The sequence below is a fragment of the Frankia sp. AgB1.9 genome, assembly GCF_016786355.1.
Taxonomy (GTDB): Bacteria; Actinomycetota; Actinomycetes; order Frankiales; family Frankiaceae; genus Pseudofrankia.
On record NZ_JADWYX010000008.1, the window covers coordinates 1 to 17,576 of the forward strand.

The 17,576-nt window shown below is 73.4% G+C and carries 11 protein-coding genes; 7 read left to right on the forward strand and 4 right to left on the reverse strand.

Features of this window, described 5'->3' with window-relative positions:
- Positions 1-75: 75 nt before the first annotated feature.
- Complete coding sequence (locus I6A60_RS04340) at positions 76-1,521, reverse strand: FAD-binding oxidoreductase (RefSeq protein ID WP_203024518.1); 1,446 nt, start codon at positions 1,519-1,521, stop codon at positions 76-78.
- A 698-nt stretch (positions 1,522-2,219) separates the two neighbouring features.
- On the opposite strand from I6A60_RS04340, the gene I6A60_RS04345 reads away from it, so the two are divergent.
- Entirely contained in the window at positions 2,220-3,596 is a 1,377-nt protein-coding gene (locus tag I6A60_RS04345; protein WP_238434755.1) for an acyltransferase, read from the forward strand.
- A gap of 66 nt (positions 3,597-3,662) precedes the next feature.
- Here I6A60_RS04345 and I6A60_RS41275 read toward each other — a convergent pair whose 3' ends face one another.
- Both I6A60_RS41275 and I6A60_RS04360 read right to left on the reverse strand, forming a co-directional pair.
- Positions 3,663-6,551, reverse strand: a complete 2,889-nt coding sequence (locus tag I6A60_RS41275) for a polynucleotide kinase-phosphatase (protein WP_238434756.1) — start codon at positions 6,549-6,551, stop codon at positions 3,663-3,665.
- A gap of 31 nt (positions 6,552-6,582) precedes the next feature.
- Complete coding sequence (locus I6A60_RS04360; RefSeq protein WP_203024520.1) at positions 6,583-8,229, reverse strand: 3' terminal RNA ribose 2'-O-methyltransferase Hen1; 1,647 nt, start codon at positions 8,227-8,229, stop codon at positions 6,583-6,585.
- 497 nt (positions 8,230-8,726) lie between these two features.
- Here I6A60_RS04360 and I6A60_RS04365 point away from each other — a divergent pair, with 497 nt between their 5' ends.
- From I6A60_RS04365 to I6A60_RS04385, 5 genes are all read left to right on the forward strand, one after another.
- On the forward strand, positions 8,727-10,289 hold the full coding sequence (locus I6A60_RS04365) for an APC family permease (RefSeq protein ID WP_238434757.1): 1,563 nt from the start codon (positions 8,727-8,729) through the stop codon (positions 10,287-10,289).
- Between the two features lie 22 nt (positions 10,290-10,311).
- A complete protein-coding gene (locus tag I6A60_RS04370; protein WP_203024522.1) occupies positions 10,312-10,668 on the forward strand; it encodes a TraR/DksA C4-type zinc finger protein in 357 nt (118 codons plus the stop codon).
- A 110-nt stretch (positions 10,669-10,778) separates the two neighbouring features.
- On the forward strand, positions 10,779-12,587 hold the full coding sequence (locus I6A60_RS04375; protein ID WP_203024523.1) for a TIGR03767 family metallophosphoesterase: 1,809 nt from the start codon (positions 10,779-10,781) through the stop codon (positions 12,585-12,587).
- A gap of 82 nt (positions 12,588-12,669) precedes the next feature.
- Complete coding sequence (locus I6A60_RS04380; protein ID WP_203024524.1) at positions 12,670-13,899, forward strand: TauD/TfdA family dioxygenase; 1,230 nt, start codon at positions 12,670-12,672, stop codon at positions 13,897-13,899.
- Between the two features lie 71 nt (positions 13,900-13,970).
- The gene (locus I6A60_RS04385; RefSeq protein WP_307873523.1) at positions 13,971-14,582 is read left to right on the forward strand and encodes an HD domain-containing protein; all 612 of its coding nucleotides are present in this window, start codon (positions 13,971-13,973) and stop codon (positions 14,580-14,582) included.
- 215 nt (positions 14,583-14,797) lie between these two features.
- On the opposite strand, the gene I6A60_RS04390 is transcribed toward I6A60_RS04385, so the two are convergent.
- Positions 14,798-15,715, reverse strand: coding sequence for a hypothetical protein (locus I6A60_RS04390; protein WP_307873524.1), 918 nt, complete (start codon positions 15,713-15,715; stop codon positions 14,798-14,800).
- A gap of 742 nt (positions 15,716-16,457) precedes the next feature.
- Between I6A60_RS04390 and I6A60_RS04395 the strand changes: the two genes are divergently transcribed.
- Entirely contained in the window at positions 16,458-17,525 is a 1,068-nt protein-coding gene (locus I6A60_RS04395) for a glycosyl hydrolase 53 family protein (protein WP_203024526.1), read from the forward strand.
- Positions 17,526-17,576: the final 51 nt, after the last annotated feature.

Here is a 17,576-nt window from a genome sequence, read left to right on the forward strand (position 1 = left end):
GGGGCGGCCCCCCGCCCCCCCCCCCCCCCCCCCCCCCCGCGGGGGGGCCACGCTTCGTCGGTTGACCGAGCCGGTTCAGTTGCCGGCCTCGGCGACCCGGATCTCGTGGTTGGCCTTGACCACCCCGCGCGGGTCGACGCCGGCCCGGATGGCCCGCAGCCGGGCGTAGGCATCCGCGGGGAACAGCTCGGCCGGGTCGACGGCCGTCTCGACGAAGTTGAGGTACTGACCGCTGGCCAGATCCGCCAGCGACTCCTTCGCGGCCGCGAGCGCCTGGTGCACCGGCGGGATGCTCTCGGGCACCGGGGTCATGCCGACGCCGAAGAAGATGTAGGAACCGGGCATCCGGGACAGCGCCCCGCTCCCGGGGCGCGCTCGGTCCAGCTCGCCGCCCAGGTGGCGGATCTCGGCACTGACCAGCGGCGAGCCCGAACCCGGCCCGGTGGCGGCGACGAACCGGTCGACTGCCTCGGGGGTGAGGTCGGCCAGCACCTGACTGTCACCCTGGTAGGGCGCCGGGGTCGGCGGGTCCATGTGCAGCTCGGCGATGCCCGCCGGCGCCACCATGGCGAACGTGTCCAGGACCGGGCCCAGCGCGCGCAGCGGCTCCGTCAGCCGCGCACCGGTCTCCTCGTCGCCGAGGAAGACGCCCTCGACGAGCACGAAGGCCTTGCCGCGCAACGGCTCCGGGATCTCCTCGAACGGCGGGAACTGCAGGATGCGGCCGACGGAGGTCATCTCGTCCGGCACGGTCCTGGTCCAGCGCTCCCAGGCGTGCAGCACCTCGGACGACCGCTCCCAGGGGAAGAACAGCACTCCGGCGTAGACCTCGGCGACCGGGTAGAGCACGAACTCGATCGCGGTGACGACACCGAAGTTGCCGCCACCGCCGCGCAGCGCCCAGAAGAGCTCCGGCTCGACGTCCGGGTCGACCCAACGCGGCTCCTCGCCCGGCGTCACGACCTGGATTCCGGTGACGCTGTTGCACGCGAGGCCCAGCGCGCGGGCGTACCAGCCGAGGCCGCCGCCGAGGGTGTAGCCGACGACGCTGACGTCCGGGGTCGAGCCGTGCAGCGCGGCCAGGCCCAGCTCGGAGGCCCGCGGGACGACGTCCGCCCACTTCGCGCCGGCGCCGACCAGGGCGCGGCGACGGGCGGCGTCGATCCGCACCTCTCGCAGCGCGTCGGTGCGCAGCAGGATCGTCCGGTCGAGCGAGCCGAGCGGCGCGGCGTTGTGGCCGGTCCGCTGCGGGGCGACGCGCAGCCCGGACAGGTCGGCGAAGCGCAGCACGACCGCGACGTCGGCCGCGTCGGCCGGGATGGCGATCAGCCGCGGCTGCTGGTCGACGACGAGGTTGAACGCGCCGCGCGCCGCGTCCCAGCCCGGGTCGCCGGGCTCGAGGACGACGCCGCGGACCGCGGCCCGCAACGTGGCCACCTCGGGCTCGCCGGTCAGGGTCTCGCCGGTCAGGGTGAGGCCGGCGAACAGCTCGGCGTCGGAATCGGAGACGGTGCTCGACATCGTGCACATCCTTGGGGTCCGCGGGTTCTGCTGTGAACCTCGTGCCTCATTGGTACGCGGACGTTCTGTTCTTTTCCAGAAATGACGCGGACCAGACACCGAAGGCGCCTCCGGCTGGCGGAAAGCTGACAGAAAACGCTCCTGACGTGCGGCTCGACCGCGATTGTTGGTGGCGTCCAGACAATCGATCCGGTGCGTGGGAGCGTGCCGTCTAATTCGCCTGGGGGTTTTCAAGAAGAGTTCCCACCGTATTTCCATGAAGGGGATGGTGGGGCTACTACGAATGTCGCGGTGGTGGTGCCGAGAAGGCGTCGCGGCAGCGTGTCCCGGGTCACTCGTTCCGGGTCGCACCGCGCCGCCGGAGTTGCGCGAGTTGCGTCACCAGTCCGCGTGACGGAGACCTGTCGCCTGCTGGACAGGCGTGGCGTTGGCGGAGGGTAGCGATCAAAAGGCGGTCTGGTGCCCGCCTTGTGGTGATCCACACACCCCGTCGTATTGAGCGGATTGTCGGGAAGTAGACTTGCCGCGATCGGCGTACATAACTGGGGGCCTTTGGTCCGAATGTGATCGAGTGTCACGGCCGGCGGTCTCGTCGTGGGGGCGCTAGACCTCTACCCCTTGGGAGACACGCGGTGGGACTCGGACTGGCCGCTCGCCCGCTCAACGCGGCCTTCAGTCGGTCGCGTAACAGCCTGAACATGATTCGGCTGTTACTGGCCGCGGCCGTCGTCATCTCGCACAGCCGGACGATCGCCGGCCACGGCGACGGCATCAGCGTCGGACACGGCGAGATCGCGAAGTTCGCGGTCGACGCCTTCTTCGTGATCAGCGGTTTTCTCATCACCGGCAGCCGGCTGGGTCTTCCGACCGGCCGGTACCTCTGGAACCGGGTGCTCCGGATCTTCCCCGCGTTCTGGGCGGCACTGCTCGGCACCGCGTTCATCGCCGCGCCCATCGCCTGGTACCACGACCACAGCTCGCTCGGTGGCCTCTTCACTGACGGGCACGGCCCGGTCCAGTACGTGCTGCGCAACTGCCTGCTCGACATCGGGTTCTGGGATGTCGCGGGCACGCCGGCGCACGTCCCGTTTCCGGCCGTCTGGGACGGCTCGATCTGGACGCTGCGCTGGGAGGTCGCCTGCTACCTCGGGATCGCCGCGCTGGGAGCGTTGGGCCTGCTCGCCCGGCGTCGGGTCGTGCTCGGCATCTTCGGCGTGATGTGGGCGGCGTACGCGTTCCACGACGTCGCGCCGTCGGTCGCGGGAGGTGCCTTCGCGCACCAGCAGACGGTGACCCGGTTCGCCCTGCTGTTCCTGTCCGGCGCACTTATGTGCCTCTTCCAGGACAAGATCCCGTTCTCGGACGCGCTCGGCGCCCTCGCGCTGGTGGAGGTGGTCATCGCCTACGTGGCCTTCGACCACGCCTACATCTGGGCCGGTCCGCCGCTGGCGTACGCGTGCCTGTGGGTGGCGACCCGGGTGCCGATGCCCAAGCTGCTGCGCAACGACTTCTCCTACGGTCTGTATATCTTCACGATGCCCGTGCAGCAGCTCCTCGCTGTGTTCGGGCTGGCCAAGGGAAGTCTCACGGTCTACACCGTCCTCAGCCTGTCTGGCGGCCTCGCGCTCGCGGCCGTCAGCTGGTTCGGCCTGGAGAAACGCGTCTTGAAGCTGAAGAACTTCACCCCTGGTTTCCTGAAGGCCAAGGGCGCCGCCGCCGGCGCCCACCGGCGGCTGCGGCGCCCGCCCGGCATGCGGGCGTCCACGATGGTCATCCCGATGCCGGAGGAGATCCGGTCGGCCATGGTCGGGTCCAGCCGGGCCGAGCCGAGCCGGCGCGGCGCCAACCGGCCAGGCCCGGCCGCAGCCTCGACCTCGGCTTCGGCCGAGTCGAGTCGGTCCCGGTCCCGACGTCGGTCGGGCTCGGACCGGCCGTCTCCTGCGGCGGCCCCGCCCGGGCGCGTCGATGAAACGATGCTGCTGCTCCCGACCGGCGGAGTGGAGGAGACCATGCGGCTCCCCCCGCAGCCTTCGGTCGACGACACGGTGCGACTCCGGCGCGGCCGCCGGCGCTGACCGAGGTCGTCCCCACGGCCAACCTCACGCCATGGCCGGGGCCGAGGAAAAACTTGTTTCGAGGTTCTACAGGCGTGGGTCGACGGCCTCGGACTCCAGGGCGAGGATCGCGAAGACGCATTCGTGCACGCGCCAGAGGGGCTCGCCGGCGGCCGCCCGCTCCAGGGCCTCCAGACCGAGGGCGTACTCGCGGAAGGCCAACGAGCGCTTGCGGCCCAGGCCGCGAACGCGTAGCCGGTCCAGGTTCTCGGGCCTGGTGTAGTCGGGGCCGTAGATGATCCGCAGGTACTCCCGGCCGCGCACCTTGATGCCCGGCAGGGCCAGGCCGCGTGAGCCTCGCGCCAGCCCGGCCGCCGGTTTGACGACCATGCCCTCGCCGCCGGCCCGCGGGTCGGTGAGCTCCTCCCACCAGGTGACGGCCGCTGCCACCGACGCCGGGTCGCTCGCGCGCACCGCGCACCTGCGCGTGGTGACGACCAGCTCCGGGTCGGCGGCGACGAGGCGGTCGGCGACGGCCAGCTGCCAGCTGTGCGGGTGATCCACCTGGGTGGCCCCGGCACCGCTCCCCGGCCCGGCGGCCAGGAGCTGGAACGGGGCGACCTTCAGCCCGTCGAGGCCGTCGACCGGCCAGCAGTACCGGCGATAGGCGTGCGTGAACGCGACCGCGTTGTCCAGCCGGTCCCTGGTCTTGGCCAGCAGGTCGGCCACGTCGACGCCGCGTTCTGCCGTGGCCGCCAGCGCCGCGACCGCGGCCGGCAGCGCGCCGCGGGCGGCCGCTCCGGCCGCCGCGTACTGCCGGGAGATCAGCTCGGTGGCCTTGGCGGACCAGGGCATGATCTCGGCATCGAGCACCAGCCAGCCGGCGTCGAGCTGCTCCCAGAGCCCGGCCGCCGTCGCCGCCGCGCGCAGCCGGGCCAGCACCTGCTCGGTGAGCTCCGGGGCGAAGAACGGCCGGCCGGTCCGGGTGACGATCGCGCCCATGGTGCCGTCGCCCGCGCCGAACCGGGTCGTCGCGACCCCCTGGTCCCGGCAGACGACGACCACCGCCCGCGAGCCCATGTGCTTCTCCTCGCAGAGAAGATCGTCGACCCCGTCCGCGCGGTAGGTCTCGAAGGCCTCGACCGGGTGTTCCAGATGGCCGGGCAGCGATGACGTCGGCGGCGGGCTCATCGTCGGCGGGAGGTAGACCAGCCAGCGCGGGTCCACCGCGAACCGGCTCATGACCTCCAGCGCCGCCAGCGCGTTCTCCGGCTGGACCTGGACCCGGCCGCCGTGCCGGGTCTCGACGATCCGCCGCCCCAGCACGTCGGTGATGTCGAGCAGGTCGTCGGCACGGTGCCCGGCGGGCCGCACCGCGGCGGGAAGCGCCGGGCCGAGCGATCCGGTCGGCGGGGGCGAGCCGACGGGTAGGACGGGGCCGCCGAGGCTCGTCGCCCAGGCGGCCGCCGCGACCCCGACGCCCGTCGACGGCCCGGCCTGCGCGGGGACCGCCAGCGACCCGAGGGACGCGAGCAGGGCCTCGGCCGAGGCCGGGTCGGCGACCACCGGCGGCGCGGGCTCGTCCGCCCGGCCACTCCCGTCGCGGGCCGTGACCTCGGTCCCTGCGTCGCCGGGACCGGCACCAGGGGAGTCCGTGGGCCGCGGCTGGTCGGCCAGCGGGCGGGCCGGCTCGAAGTAGACGCGGGCAGCCGGGAGGGAGACCAGCTCGCGCTCGGGGTAGCGCAGCGCGGTGAGCGCGCCGCCGAAGACGCAGCCGGTGTCGAGACAGAGGGTGTTGTTGATCCACTCCGGCTCGGGCACCGGGGTGTGGCCGTAGAGCACGGTCGCCTTGCCTCGGTACTCGTTGGCCCACGGATATCGCACCGGCAGGCCGTAGTCGTCGGTCTCGCCGGTGGTGTCGCCGTACAGGGCGAACGAGCGCACCCGGGCCGACGCCCGGCCGTGGTAGGCCTCCTTCAGCCCGGCGTGGGCGACGACCAGCCGGCCCCCGTCCAGGACGTAGTGCGCGATCAGCCCGTCGCAGAACTCGGTGGCCCGCGCGCGGAACTCGGCGCTCTGCGCCTCCAGCTGCTCGAGTGACTGAGCGAGCCCGTGCCCGATCGTCACCTTCTTGCCGGCCAGGGCCCGGACCAGCTTGTCCTCGTGGTTGCCCCGGACGGCGAACGCGGTCCCGTCGGCGACCATGCCCATCGCCAGGCGCAGCACGCCGGGGGTGTCCGGCCCGCGGTCGACCAGGTCGCCGACGTAGATCACCCGCCGGCCCTCGGGGTGGCTCGCGCCGGCCGGCCGGCCGGCGTCGTCGCGGCTCAGCTCGTAGCCGAGCTTGGCGAGCAGCCCCTCCAGCTCGGCGCGGCAGCCGTGCACGTCGCCGATCACGTCGAACGGCCCGGTCTCGTGCCGCAGGTCGGTGAACAGCCGGGTGTAGCTGATCGTCGCGGCGGCGACCTCGGCCTCCGAGCGCAGCACGTGGACCCGCCGGAAGCCCTCCCGGGCGAGGCCCTTCATCGACCGGCGCAGCTCGGAGCGCTGGCGACGGATGACGGCCGCCCCGAAGTCGCGGTCCGGCCGGGCGGTGTTGCGCGTGATGCACACCTGCTCGGGCAGGTCGAGCACGATCGCCACCGGCAGCACGTCGTGCCGCCTGGCCAGCTCGACCAGCGGCTGGCGGGCGCGGGACTGGACGTTCGTCGCGTCGACGACCGTGAGACGGCCGGCCGCGAGCCGCTTGCCGGCGATGTAGTGCAGCACCTCGAAGGCGTCGCCGGTCGCGGCCTGGTCGTTCTCGTCGTCCGCGACCAGGCCGCGACAGAAGTCGGACGAGAGCACCTGGGTCGGCGCGAAGTGGGTCCGGGCGAAGGTCGACTTCCCCGACCCGGAGACACCGACGAGCACCACCAGGCAGGTCTCGGGGATGTCCAGCGCTACCGGCGCCGCCGGCTCGGGTCTGTTGGTCATCTTTTCGGGCTCTTCCAGGGTCATGTGGGCCTCACGCGACCCGTTCGAGGACCGCGAGCTGGGTGGGGGCGCCGAGCGCGGGGTCGGCGGTCCCGATGCCGCCCAGGCGGGCGGTGTAGGGGTAGCGGGTAAGGAGGTCCTCGACCCAGCCGGCGAACTCGGCCCGGGTCCACTCGAACCGGTGGTCACGGTGGCGTGGCGCGCCGGGGGCGAGCCCCTCGTAGCGGACGTTGAACTCGACGTTGGGCGTCGTGATCACTACGAGCCTGGGGCGGGCCTCGCCGAGCACGGCCGCCGCCAGCGCCGGGAGCCTCGGCGGGTCGACGTGCTCGATCACCTCGCAGAGCACGGCCGCGTCGAGGCCGGCGATCCGCGCGTCCCGGTAGGTCAACGAGCTGGCGACCAGCCGCAGCCGGGCCTGGACTCGCTCGGGCATCCGGTCGATCCGCAGGCGTCGCGCGGCCGTCTCCAGCGCGCGGTGCGAGACGTCGACCGCGACGACCTCCGTGAACCGTGCGTCGGCGAGCAGTTCGCCGACGAGCTTCCCGTCGCCGCAGCCCAGATCGGCGACCCGGCTGGCGTCGGCCGCCCGCAGCACGTCCATGATCGCTCGCCTGCGCTGGACGGCCAACGACGGCGGCCGCGGCTGCTCGGGCGTTTCGTCCGGGCGCTCCGCGACGGACGACGCCGCCTCGACCGGAGCGTCCGGACCGGTCTGGGGCGCGACCTCCTCGGCGGTGGCCGCAACCGCTGGCGCCGCGGTGTCGTCGGCCGCGAGGTCGGCGTCCGGGTCCTGGTCGACCGCGACCAGCCCGGGCTCGAAGCCGGCCGAGACCGCGTCGACCGGGACGTCCTCGACGGTGCCGAGCTGGGCGAGCGCGGCCGAGGCGAGGCCAGCGCGGTGGGCGAGGTAACGGCGGGCGATGAGGTGGCGTTCGGGGTGGCCGGGCAGCCAGCTCGCGCCCTCGCGGACCAGCTTGTCGATCTCGTCGCGCCCGACGTAGTAGTGCTTCCCGTCGTCGAGCACTGGCAGCAGCACGTAGAGCTGGGTGAGCGCGTCGGCGAGCCGGACGGTGCCGGTGAACGTCACGTCGTGGTGCGGGGCGTCGCCCCACTCGGGAAAGGCCGGGTCGAGCGGCGCCGCGACGGCGTCGACCCGCCAGCCGAGCGGGGCGAACAGCCGCTCGGCCAGCGCGGCGCCGCCCCGCCGGCAGGGCAGCGCCGGGACCCGGATCTCCAGGGGCAGCGGCGTCGCCGCGAGCTCCGGCCGGGACTTGCAGATGCCGGCCATGGCGGTCGAGAACACCGCGGCCATCGCGACCGCCAGCAGGCTGGACGCGGCATAGGGCCGGTCGTCGACGTACTGGGCCGCCGTGGTGCCCCGGCTGTTGCCCTTGCCACGGACCAGGCCGACCGGGTCGACGTCGAGCAGGAGCGCGGCCGTGCAGCAGGCCGCGGTGGCCTCCGGGTAGAAGACGTACGCGCCGCCCGCGGCGGTGTCGAACCGCTGGGCCCGGTCCGGGTGCTTGTGCAGCAGGAAACCAAGGTCGGTCGCGGGAGCCGCCGTTACCGGGTGCCCGGTTGCTGAGAGACCGCCGGATGGGGGCCCAGTTGCTGTGTCACCGCCGGCTGGTGGCCGAGTTGCTGCGGGCGCGGTCATGGTCAGGGTCAGCAGCATGGCCGGTATTCTGCCCGACCGGGATGGCCCGTGTCACGTCATTTTTCCGATTTCTCGCGGGTCCGTGAAACGGTCGCCCCGCCGGTTCATTGGCTATTCGGCATTACGGCCTGAAGGCGGCGACGAGACCGGAAGAGCCCACGTCGCAGGCTCGTCAACGGGCAGCTCGCGACGGCTGGACGGACACTGGGCCTCGCGACCGCAGCGCCGACGGCCGAGATTCCGCGAGGGCTTCCGTCAATTCTTTGGAATACCGGTCAAGCCAGTAATCATGCACCGCGTGTCGCTATGGTCGGGCAACTAACGGCCACACCCAGCTAATCGCGACAGAGCTATATTTCGAGAGGCGGCCGGTGATGTACGGAAGCCAACCGGCCGCGAGGCACCGCGCCGTCGCGGTGCCGTCGCCTTCGACGCCTGGGCGGCAGACGGGCTCGGCTGGGCCCGACCAGACTCCGCCCGGACCGCCCGACCGGACGCGGGGCCGCGGCACCGGGATGGCCCCGCAGCTGGGCCTGGTGGGGCTGACCTTCGTCTCGCTCGGCTCGATCATCGGCTCCGGCTGGCTGCTCGGAGCGCTGACCGCGGCCCGCGTCGCCGGCCCGGCCTCGCTGCTCGCCTGGGCGCTGGCCGGTGTCCTGATCCTCGGGCTGGCGCTCGTCCACGCCGAGCTGGGGGCCAGCTACCCGGTCGCCGGCGGCAGCGCCCGCTACACGCACCTCGCGCTCGGCCCGCTCTCCGGCTTCGTCGCGGGCTGGCTCGCCTGGATCCAGGCGGTCGCGCTCGCCCCGATCGAGGCCGAGGCGGCCCTGTCCTACCTGAACAACGTCTGGCCCGGCCTGATCAGCCCGCAGGGCACCCTCACCGGGAAGGGCCTCGCGCTCGGCGCCGCGGCGCTCGGGGTCTGCACCGTCGTGAACGTCCTCGGCGTCCAGCGGCTCGCGGACACCAACTCGGTCGCGGTGATCTGGAAGTTCCTGGTGCCGGTGCTGACCGTCATCACGCTGATGGCCGTCGCCTTCCACCCCGGCAACTTCCACGCGGGCGGCGGGTTCGCCCCGTTCGGCGCGCACGGGGTCTTCGCCGCGCTGCCGGCCGGCGTGGTCTTCGCGCTGCAGGGCTTCGAGCAGGCCGTCCAGATGGGCGCCGAGGCGCGCGACCCGGGCCGCGACGTCCCCCGCGCGGTGATCCTCGCGACCGTGCTCGGCACCGCCGTCTACCTGCTGCTCGCGATCGCCTTCCTCGGCGCGCTCTCGCCCGCCGGGATCGCCGGCGGCTGGTCGCACCCGGTGGGCAACGGCGACTACGGGCCGTACGCGACGATCGCGACCGGGCTGGGCCTCGGCTGGCTCGCGGTACTGCTGTACATCGACGCGGTCGTCTCGCCGGGCGGCACGGCACTGATCTACGTCGGCACGTCGGCCCGGCTGGCGTACTCGATGGGCCAGACCGGCTATCTGCCACGCGTGCTGCGCCGCCTCGACCGGCGCGGCACGCCGGTGGTCTCGATCCTGCTCGCGTACGTGATCGGGCTGGTCATGTTCCTGCCGTTCCCCAGCTGGCAGCAGCTGGTGACCCTGATCAGCTCGGCGACGTTCCTGACCTATGCCTTCGCGCCGATCGCGCTGATGGTGCTGCGCAAGGTCGACCCGGACCGTCCCCGGCCCTTCCTGCTGCCACTGGCGCCGGTCCTGGCCCGGGTCGCGTTCACCACGTCCAACCTGATCGTCTACTGGGCTGGTTGGGTGAACGACCAGAAGCTGGCGGTGGCGATCGTCGCCGGGCTGGTTTGTTTCGCCGGATACCGGGCCACCCAGCCGCCCGGCCGCTGGCCGCCGCTGGAATGGCGATCCGCGCTGTGGATGGTGCCCTGGCTGGGAGGCCTGACCATCGTCTCCTGGCTGGGCCAGTTCGGCGGTGGGCGTGCCGTCATCCCGTTCTGGGGCGACCTCGGCGTGCTCGTCGGCTTCAGCCTCGTCGTCTTCGAGCTGGCCGTCCGCGCCACGCCACCCGCCGCTCGATCCCGGGCGCTGCTCGAAACCGAGCTGGCCTCGCGCTGACCGGACGCGGTTCGATCGAACGATGACCTCCGAGACGTCCGCCCGGGCCCGGCTGACGGCCGAACGCGCCGACGCCACCGCCGCGCTGGCGGCGCTGCGGGAGCGCTTCGCGTCGCTGCTCGACGACAGCTACGTCAACACCGACGACGAGCACGACATCGAAGGGACGTCGATCCCGTTCGAACGCGAGCAGGTCCGGGCCACGCTGCGTGAGGCGACGGCCCGTCTCGCCGAGATCGACGCCGCGCTGGCGCGCCTCGCCGCCGGCCGTTTCGGCGGCTGTGAGACCTGTGGCGGTCCGATCGAGCCGGGGCGTCTCGACGCCCGCCCCTGGGTGCGGTCCTGCATCGGCTGCGCGTCCCGTCCGGGCCGGCGCTAGGCCACCGAAGAACGCGTGTTGCCAGGACTGCTGGGCATCTCGCTACCTGCGCGTTCATCATGGGGCAGACGCGGGCAAACCGGCGGGCGCGCCGAATCGGGGGATTCACAATGACCACCAAGCCCTGGGATGAACCAGGCCCACCAGCCTCGACAGGCCAGGCCGAGCCGGTGACGACGGCCCAGCGCCGACTGGTCCGGGGTGAGGCCCGGGCGGGTGGCTATCGCCCGCTGGTGGCCGGACCGGGGGAGCCGCTCGTCGTCCGGACCGACCTGCTCGCCGAGGCGCCGGCCGCCACACCGGCGGGTGAACGGCGCACCCTGCTGGCCTTCGCGCACCTGTCGGACCTGCACGTCGTGGACCACCAGTCGCCGGCTCGCGCCGAGTTCCTCGAACGGGTCGGCGACCCGGATTCGCCGTTCTGGGAGAAGGTCCAGGAGCTGGGCGCGTACCGGCCGAACGAGGCGTTCGCCGCGCAGGTCGTCGAGGCGATGGTCCAGACGGTGAACGCGCACGCCCGGACCACGCCGCTGGCGTTCACGATCGTCACCGGCGACGCCACCGACAACTGCCAGGCCAACGAGCTGTCCTGGTACCGCGACGTGCTCGACGGCGGCGGCGACGTCCAGGTCGACTCGGGCAGCCCGGATCGCTATCACGGCGTCGCCGACGACGACCACTACGACGTCCGCTTCTGGCACCCGGACGGCACCCCACCCGGCCGGCCCGACGACCAGGCCCGCGGCGAGTACGGCTTTCCCGAGGTGCCCGGAGTGATCGACGCGGCCCGCCGCGCCTTCGCCGCCACCGGACTCACGACGCCCTGGTACGCCGTGCACGGCAACCACGACAACCTCGCCCAGGGCACGGCGGTCCCCGAGGAGCCGATCCCGACGCTGGCCGTGGGCGACGCGAAGATCTACGATCTCGCCCCCGACGCCGACCTGGCGACGGTCGGCCGGGCGGTCGACACGGGTGATCTCGAAGCGTTCGCGGTCCTCCTCGCCGGGCCGACCCGGACCGTTCCGGCCGACGAGCGCCGCCGGCCGGTCCGCCGTACCGAGCACATCGCCGCGCACTTCGACACCCGCGGGCTCCCGGTCGGCCACGGGTACACCGAGGCCAATCGCGCGGACGGCACGGCCTACTACACGTTCACGGCCACTCCCGGCGCGAACGGCCTGCCGCCCGTGGTCGGGGTCGTGCTGGACACGGTCAACCCCTTCGGCGGCTGGCAGGGCGCACTCGACGAGCCCCAGCTCGCCTGGCTCGAAGGCGTCCTTCAGCGGGGCTCGGCCCGCTGGCTCGCCGAGGACGGGTCCATGGCGACGGGCGCCGGCCCGGACAGCCTGTTCATCCTGTTCAGTCACCACCCACTGGACTGCCTCGTCAACGATCAGGCGCCCGACGAGGCACCCCGGGTGCTGCTGTCGCGCGTCCGTGACCTGCTCCTGCGGTATCCGAACGTGATCGGTTGGGTCAACGGGCACACCCATCGCCACACCGTCACCCCGTACGCGCGCCCGGCCGGCAGCCCTGTCTCAGGCGGCTTCTGGGAGATCACGACCGCGTCGCACATCGACTGGCCGCAGCAGTCCCGGCTGATCGAGCTGGTCGACAACGGCGACAGCACCCTCGCGTTCGTAGCCACCGTGCTGGACACCGCGGCTCCCGTTGCCGCCGACTACGACGAGTTCCGCGGCTACGCCCAGACCAGCGCGGTCCTCGCTTCCGCGTACGAGGCCGGCCCGGTCGACCCGCTGGCGCTCGCCGCCCTGTCCCGGGAGCTGGCCGCCAACTACTGGCAGCGCCGCCCCGGCAACGACGCCGACCCGGACCCGGGCGGCGGCTCCGGCGCGGGCACCGCCCTCGACCGCAACGTTGACCTGCGGCTGCCGGCGCCCGTCCCACTGCCCTGACCCGGCCGCGCCGGCGCCGAAGTTTCGTGCTGGTTCAACCGGATGTCATCGGCTGGCCGTCGCGGCGGCGGACGCTGGGACGATGAACGCTGCGGGGCCGGTGACCATGCTCCACCTCGGCGATCTCGTCCTGCCCTCGATCTGGCTGCGGGACGCGTGTGGCTGCGCCGAGTGCCGGTATCCGGCGACCGGTCAGCGGCTGGTCGGGTCGGCGCGGGTGGCGCGGCTGTTCCCGGACCTGGCGGTCGAGCGGCACGCGGTGCGCGACGGCCGGCTGACGGTCGTCTTCGCGCCGGACGGCCATGAGTCGGTGTTCGAGCTGGCCTGGCTGGAGCAGCACGCGCCCGGCCGTGGTGCCCGGACCGGGGACCAGTCCGCGCGGGCCCGGGTCGCGTGGACGGCGACCGACCTGCCCGTCGGCCCGCCGCGGGTGGCCTGGGACGCCTACCTGCGCTCGCCGGTCGCGATGGCCACGGCGCTCGGCGCCGTCGAGAAGCTCGGCGCCTCGGTGATCACCGAGGTGCCCTCCCGGCCCGGCATGGTTCTCACGGTCGGGCGCAGCCTCGGTCACGTCCGGGTGACCAACTACGGCGAGCTCTTCGACGTCCGCGTCGAGCCGGACCCGGAGCACCTCGCCTACACCGGCCTGGCGCTCTCGCCGCACACGGACAACCCGTACCGGGACCCGGTTCCGACCGTGCAGCTGCTGCACTGCCTGCGCGCCGCCGGCGCGGGTGGCGACACGGCGCTCGTCGACGGCTTCGCCGCCGCCGACCGACTGCGCGAGACCGACCGGGTCGCGTTCGACACCCTCACCCAGGTCTGGCTGCCGTTCCGCTACGACGGGCCGACGTCGGTCCTCACCTGCCGCGCGCCGGTGATCTCCGTCGACGACGCGGGTGCCGTCACCCAGGTCCGCTGGAACGACCGGGGCCTACAGCCCCCCGACGTCGCCCCGGACCGGATCGGCGCGGTGTACCGGGCGCTCGCCGCGTTCGGGGCGGTCCTCGACGAGGCCGACCTCGCCGTCTCGCTGCGCCTCGCCCCGGGCGACTGCCTGATCTTCGACAACACCCGCGTCCTGCACGGCAGGTCCGCCTACGGCCCGGTGGCGGCTGGCGACACGGGGTCGGGCGGCCGGCATCTGCAGGGCTGTTACGTCGACATGGATGGCCTGCGCAGCACGCTTGAGGTGCTGCGTCGCGACGGCACCCGGGCCGTACCCACCCAGGCCGGTCCGGCCGGCCGCGGGCGGGCCCCGAGGGTGGTCGCGACCCGCGCGTCCGCGCGTCCGATCGCGGCAGCCCGGTGAGCGGCAGTCCGGGCAGCGGCGATCTCGTGAGCGGCGATCCATCTGGTGACGGTCTGGAGGGCAGCGGTCCCGTGAGTGACTCCGCGGTGAGTGGCGGTCCGGTGGGTGCCGGCGAGACGTTTGTCGAGGCGGCTCTGGGGGCGGTCCACGGCGCCTTCGGCGCGGCTGCCGCGTCCGACTACCTGGGCGAGTCGCTGACCGTCGCGCAGCACCAGCTGCGGACGGCCGCCCGCGCGCTGGCGGCGGGAGCGGCTCCCGCGCTCGTCGCCGCCGCCCTGCTGCACGACGTCGGCCACGTCATCGATCTCGACTCGGCCGACGCCCTGCACCGTGGCGAGGACATCCGGCACGAGGAGACAGGCGCGGCCTGGCTCGAACGCTGGTTCGGCCCGGAGGTGACCGAGCCGGTCCGCCTGCACGTCGAGGCCAAGCGCTACCTGTGCGCCGTCGATCCCGGCTACTACGACCTCCTGTCGCCGATCTCGAAGAAGACGCTCGCGATGCAGGGCGGTCCCCTGGACGGCGCCGAGCTCGCCGCGTTCCGGGCCGGCCGTTATGCCGAGGACGCGGCGAGCGTCCGCCGTTGGGATGACGGCGGCAAGGACCCCGACGCCGTCGTCCCGCCGCTGGCCGCCTACGACGACCTGCTCGCCAGCCTGGTCCGCGCACCCGCCGCGGACTAGCCGACTGCCGACCAGCGGCGCCTGCCCAGCCGCGCTCGCGCTCGACAGACCTGTGATCGCGGTTTTGGCCCTGTGATGGTCGTGCCGGGGGCGTTTCCACGACCACCCCAGGGCCCAAACAGCGATCAAGGACGGGCGAACGATGGCGCGGGCGGCGCCGATCTTTCCGGTGAGGTGGGGGCCAGGCCGGCGTCCGATGGGTCAGGCGGCTCCCACTAGTCGACGGGGCGGGCGCAGACCGTCGGGATCCAGCCGGCCTCGGGGTCGGCGGACGTCGTCCTGGCTGGCTGGGAGCCGGCGGGACACGCTCCTCCGGCGGGCACGAGGGCCACGATCTGGGTCGCCAGGTACTGGTCGGTGCACGGGCGCCGCTCCGGTGGACGGCCCGCGCTGAAGGTGTTCGAGTCGACGCAGTCGCCGGCGCCGGGCAGCCAGCCGCCGGCCTTCGCCACGCAGAGGACCGGGTTGCTCCTGGCATCGATCCTGATGGCGTAGGTGGCGTCCGGGCCGCACTGAGCCTTCGCGTCGGTCCGAGCGGTGATCTTGCCGAACCATTCCTTGCCGAGGGTCACCCCGTCGACGGTCCAGTCCTGGTCGGTGCACGGCACCTCGGCCAGGTTGTTCGTGTAGGTCGGGAAAACCTGCAGGCAGTCGCCGGCCCGGACCAGGCCCCCACCGCCGCCCGCGTCACCGGGATGGGGCGCGACGAGGTTACGCAGGCAGCCGGTCCGCTTCAGGATGCTGAAACTGTTGGTCAGCGTGACGATCTCGTCGGTGTCCTGCGGGCATCCGACGTCGGCCACCGAGGACGTTCCGCCGCCGAACGGAGCCGCCGACGCCGCGTCTGCCACGTCCAGGGCGGTGATCTTCGCGTAGGCGGACGTGTCGCCACAGCCCACCGGGCCGTACTCGGGCGCCGACTTCAGCTCACCGTTGACCGGGTTGCTCGCCAGCACCCGCGGCTGCTGGGTGATCTTCACGCAGCCCCCGACGGTGAACGTCGACGTCGCGCTGGACGAGGACGGCGAGGAACCGTGGTGGTCGGCGTGGTCAATGGCCTCGTGGATGCCGAAGCGAACCGCGCCAGCGACGAGCAGCGCGCCGAGGCCGCCGAGCACCCGCAGGGCCACCACCCGGCCGCCTCGGCGCCGGCCCCGCGGCGCGGGAGGGCCGGGCGTCATCGGAGCCTGGCCGCCTGGGCCGACAGTGGCCTGCCCGCCGGGAGCGGCCGGCCACGGAGTCGGCCCGCCTGGGCCTGGAGGCCAAGCGCCGCCGGTCGGCGGCCAGGGCGGCACGGGACCGGGCGGGATCGGCCCCGGCTGGCTCGCCGGCCCGGTGGGGGGAGGCTCGGACTGGCTCGCCGGCGCGGAAGGCGGCGTCCCCGGCTGGTTCGCGCCGGGCGGTACGGCGGAGACCGGGGGTCCGGTCGGGGGCGCCCAGTTCGACGCTGCCGGCGGTCCGTCGTCGGGCCGTGGGCCGAGCGGTGGTGGCGTCTCGTCGTCCATGGCTGCCTCGCGGGGTCGGACCTGCGGAATGCCCCGTGGGACGGCCGTCCCCATCCCGATTGCTGCTGTTTGGCGCCTAATCGGCGTGTTTGCCCGGCCATGAAGTTAGACCTTGGCCCCGGCCTGGATCGACCAGGGGTCACCTGTGAATTACGCCCTGACCAGGACAGATCTCCCAGGGTGGTCAATCTGCGACAGATGGTGTGGTTGGCCGTCGCGGGTATGAGGAGTGAGCGGCTGCCTGACCTGGGCCGATCGGTCCGGCGGCCGGCCAACGTCCTCGGCGGGCAGAGTCCCAGCGCGCAACGTCCCCGGCGCATGAGGCCCAGCCGGCGCCCGGCGCGAGGGAGCGCGAGGGAAGGAGCCGTCGATGAGCGCGAGTACCCCGGTGCCGCCCGTCCGGGGCGCGGACATCTCGACCGCGTTGCTGGTGGAGGCCGCCGGCCACCGGTTCTCGGTCGACGGGGACCACGCGCCCATCGAGCGGATCCTGGCGGGCCAGGGCGCGACCCACGTCCGGCTTCGGCTGTGGGTGGAGGGCCCGGCCGGCTACGGCGACGAGGCCTCGGCGCTGGCGCTCGCCCGGCGGGCCTGGGACGCGGGCCTGCGGATCTACCTGGACTTCCACTACTCGGACCGGTGGGCCGACCCGAGGCACCAGGAGATCCCGCCGTCCTGGCGCGGCGGCGACCTCACGGCGCTCGCTCGCCGGGTCCACGGCTACACCCGTCAGGTCGTCGCGGACTTCGCCCGCCAGGGCACGCCCGCGGACCTGGTCCAGACGGGCAACGAGATCTCGGCCGGGATGCTCTGGCCGCTCGGCCGGCTCGGCCCCGACCGGGCCGACGGTGGCTGGCCCGGCCTTCTCGACCTGCTGAGCGCCGCCGTCGCCGGAGCCCGTGACGGCAGCCCGCCGGGCCACCGGCTGGCGGTCGCCCTGCACACCGACCGCATCGGCGACTCGACCGGCAGCCGGGCCTTCTTCGACCGGGTAAGAGCGGCGGGCCTCCCGTTCGACGTGATCGCGCTGTCCTACTACCCGTTCTGGCACGGGCCGCTGGCACTGCTGCGCTCGACGATGACCGACCTCGCCGGCCGGTACGGCACCGACGTCCTCCTCGCAGAGACCGGCTACCCGTGGACGATGGCCGAGGGCGACCCCGTCCTGGGGGTCACCGACGCCGCCCAGCTCCCCGAGGCTGGCCGCTTCCCACCGACGCCGGAAGGCCAGCGCGCCTACTACCAGGCCCTGCGCGAAGTCATCCGTCAGGTCCCGAACAACCGCGGCCTTGGCCTTGTCGTCTGGGAACCCGGCTGGCTGGCCGGCGTCGGCTGGGAGCCCGGCGCGAGCGCACCCTTCACCAACCTCACCCTCTTCGACCGCTCCGGCCGCCTGCTCCCCGCGGCGTCCGCGGCCTTCGCTCCGGCGGGCCGCTGACCGCCTGGACCGCCGGCCTGGCCCGAAGACGCGACAACCCCCGGGGCGTCA

What these genes read in the sequence shown, in the direction of transcription:
- I6A60_RS04370 (WP_203024522.1), top strand. Translation starts at nt 10,312, where the DNA reads ATGACCTCCGAGACGTCCGCCCGGGCCCGGCTGACGGCCGAACGCGCC.
- I6A60_RS04395 (WP_203024526.1), top strand. Translation starts at nt 16,458, where the DNA reads ATGAGCGCGAGTACCCCGGTGCCGCCCGTCCGGGGCGCGGACATCTCG.
- I6A60_RS04380 (WP_203024524.1), top strand. Translation starts at nt 12,670, where the DNA reads ATGAACGCTGCGGGGCCGGTGACCATGCTCCACCTCGGCGATCTCGTC.
- I6A60_RS04345 (WP_238434755.1), top strand. Translation starts at nt 2,220, where the DNA reads ATGATTCGGCTGTTACTGGCCGCGGCCGTCGTCATCTCGCACAGCCGG.
- I6A60_RS04375 (WP_203024523.1), top strand. Translation starts at nt 10,779, where the DNA reads ATGACCACCAAGCCCTGGGATGAACCAGGCCCACCAGCCTCGACAGGC.
- I6A60_RS04365 (WP_238434757.1), top strand. Translation starts at nt 8,727, where the DNA reads ATGGCCCCGCAGCTGGGCCTGGTGGGGCTGACCTTCGTCTCGCTCGGC.
- I6A60_RS04340 (WP_203024518.1), bottom strand. Translation starts at nt 1,521, where the DNA reads ATGTCGAGCACCGTCTCCGATTCCGACGCCGAGCTGTTCGCCGGCCTC.
- I6A60_RS41275 (WP_238434756.1), bottom strand. Translation starts at nt 6,551, where the DNA reads ATGACCAACAGACCCGAGCCGGCGGCGCCGGTAGCGCTGGACATCCCC.
- I6A60_RS04360 (WP_203024520.1), bottom strand. Translation starts at nt 8,229, where the DNA reads ATGCTGCTGACCCTGACCATGACCGCGCCCGCAGCAACTCGGCCACCA.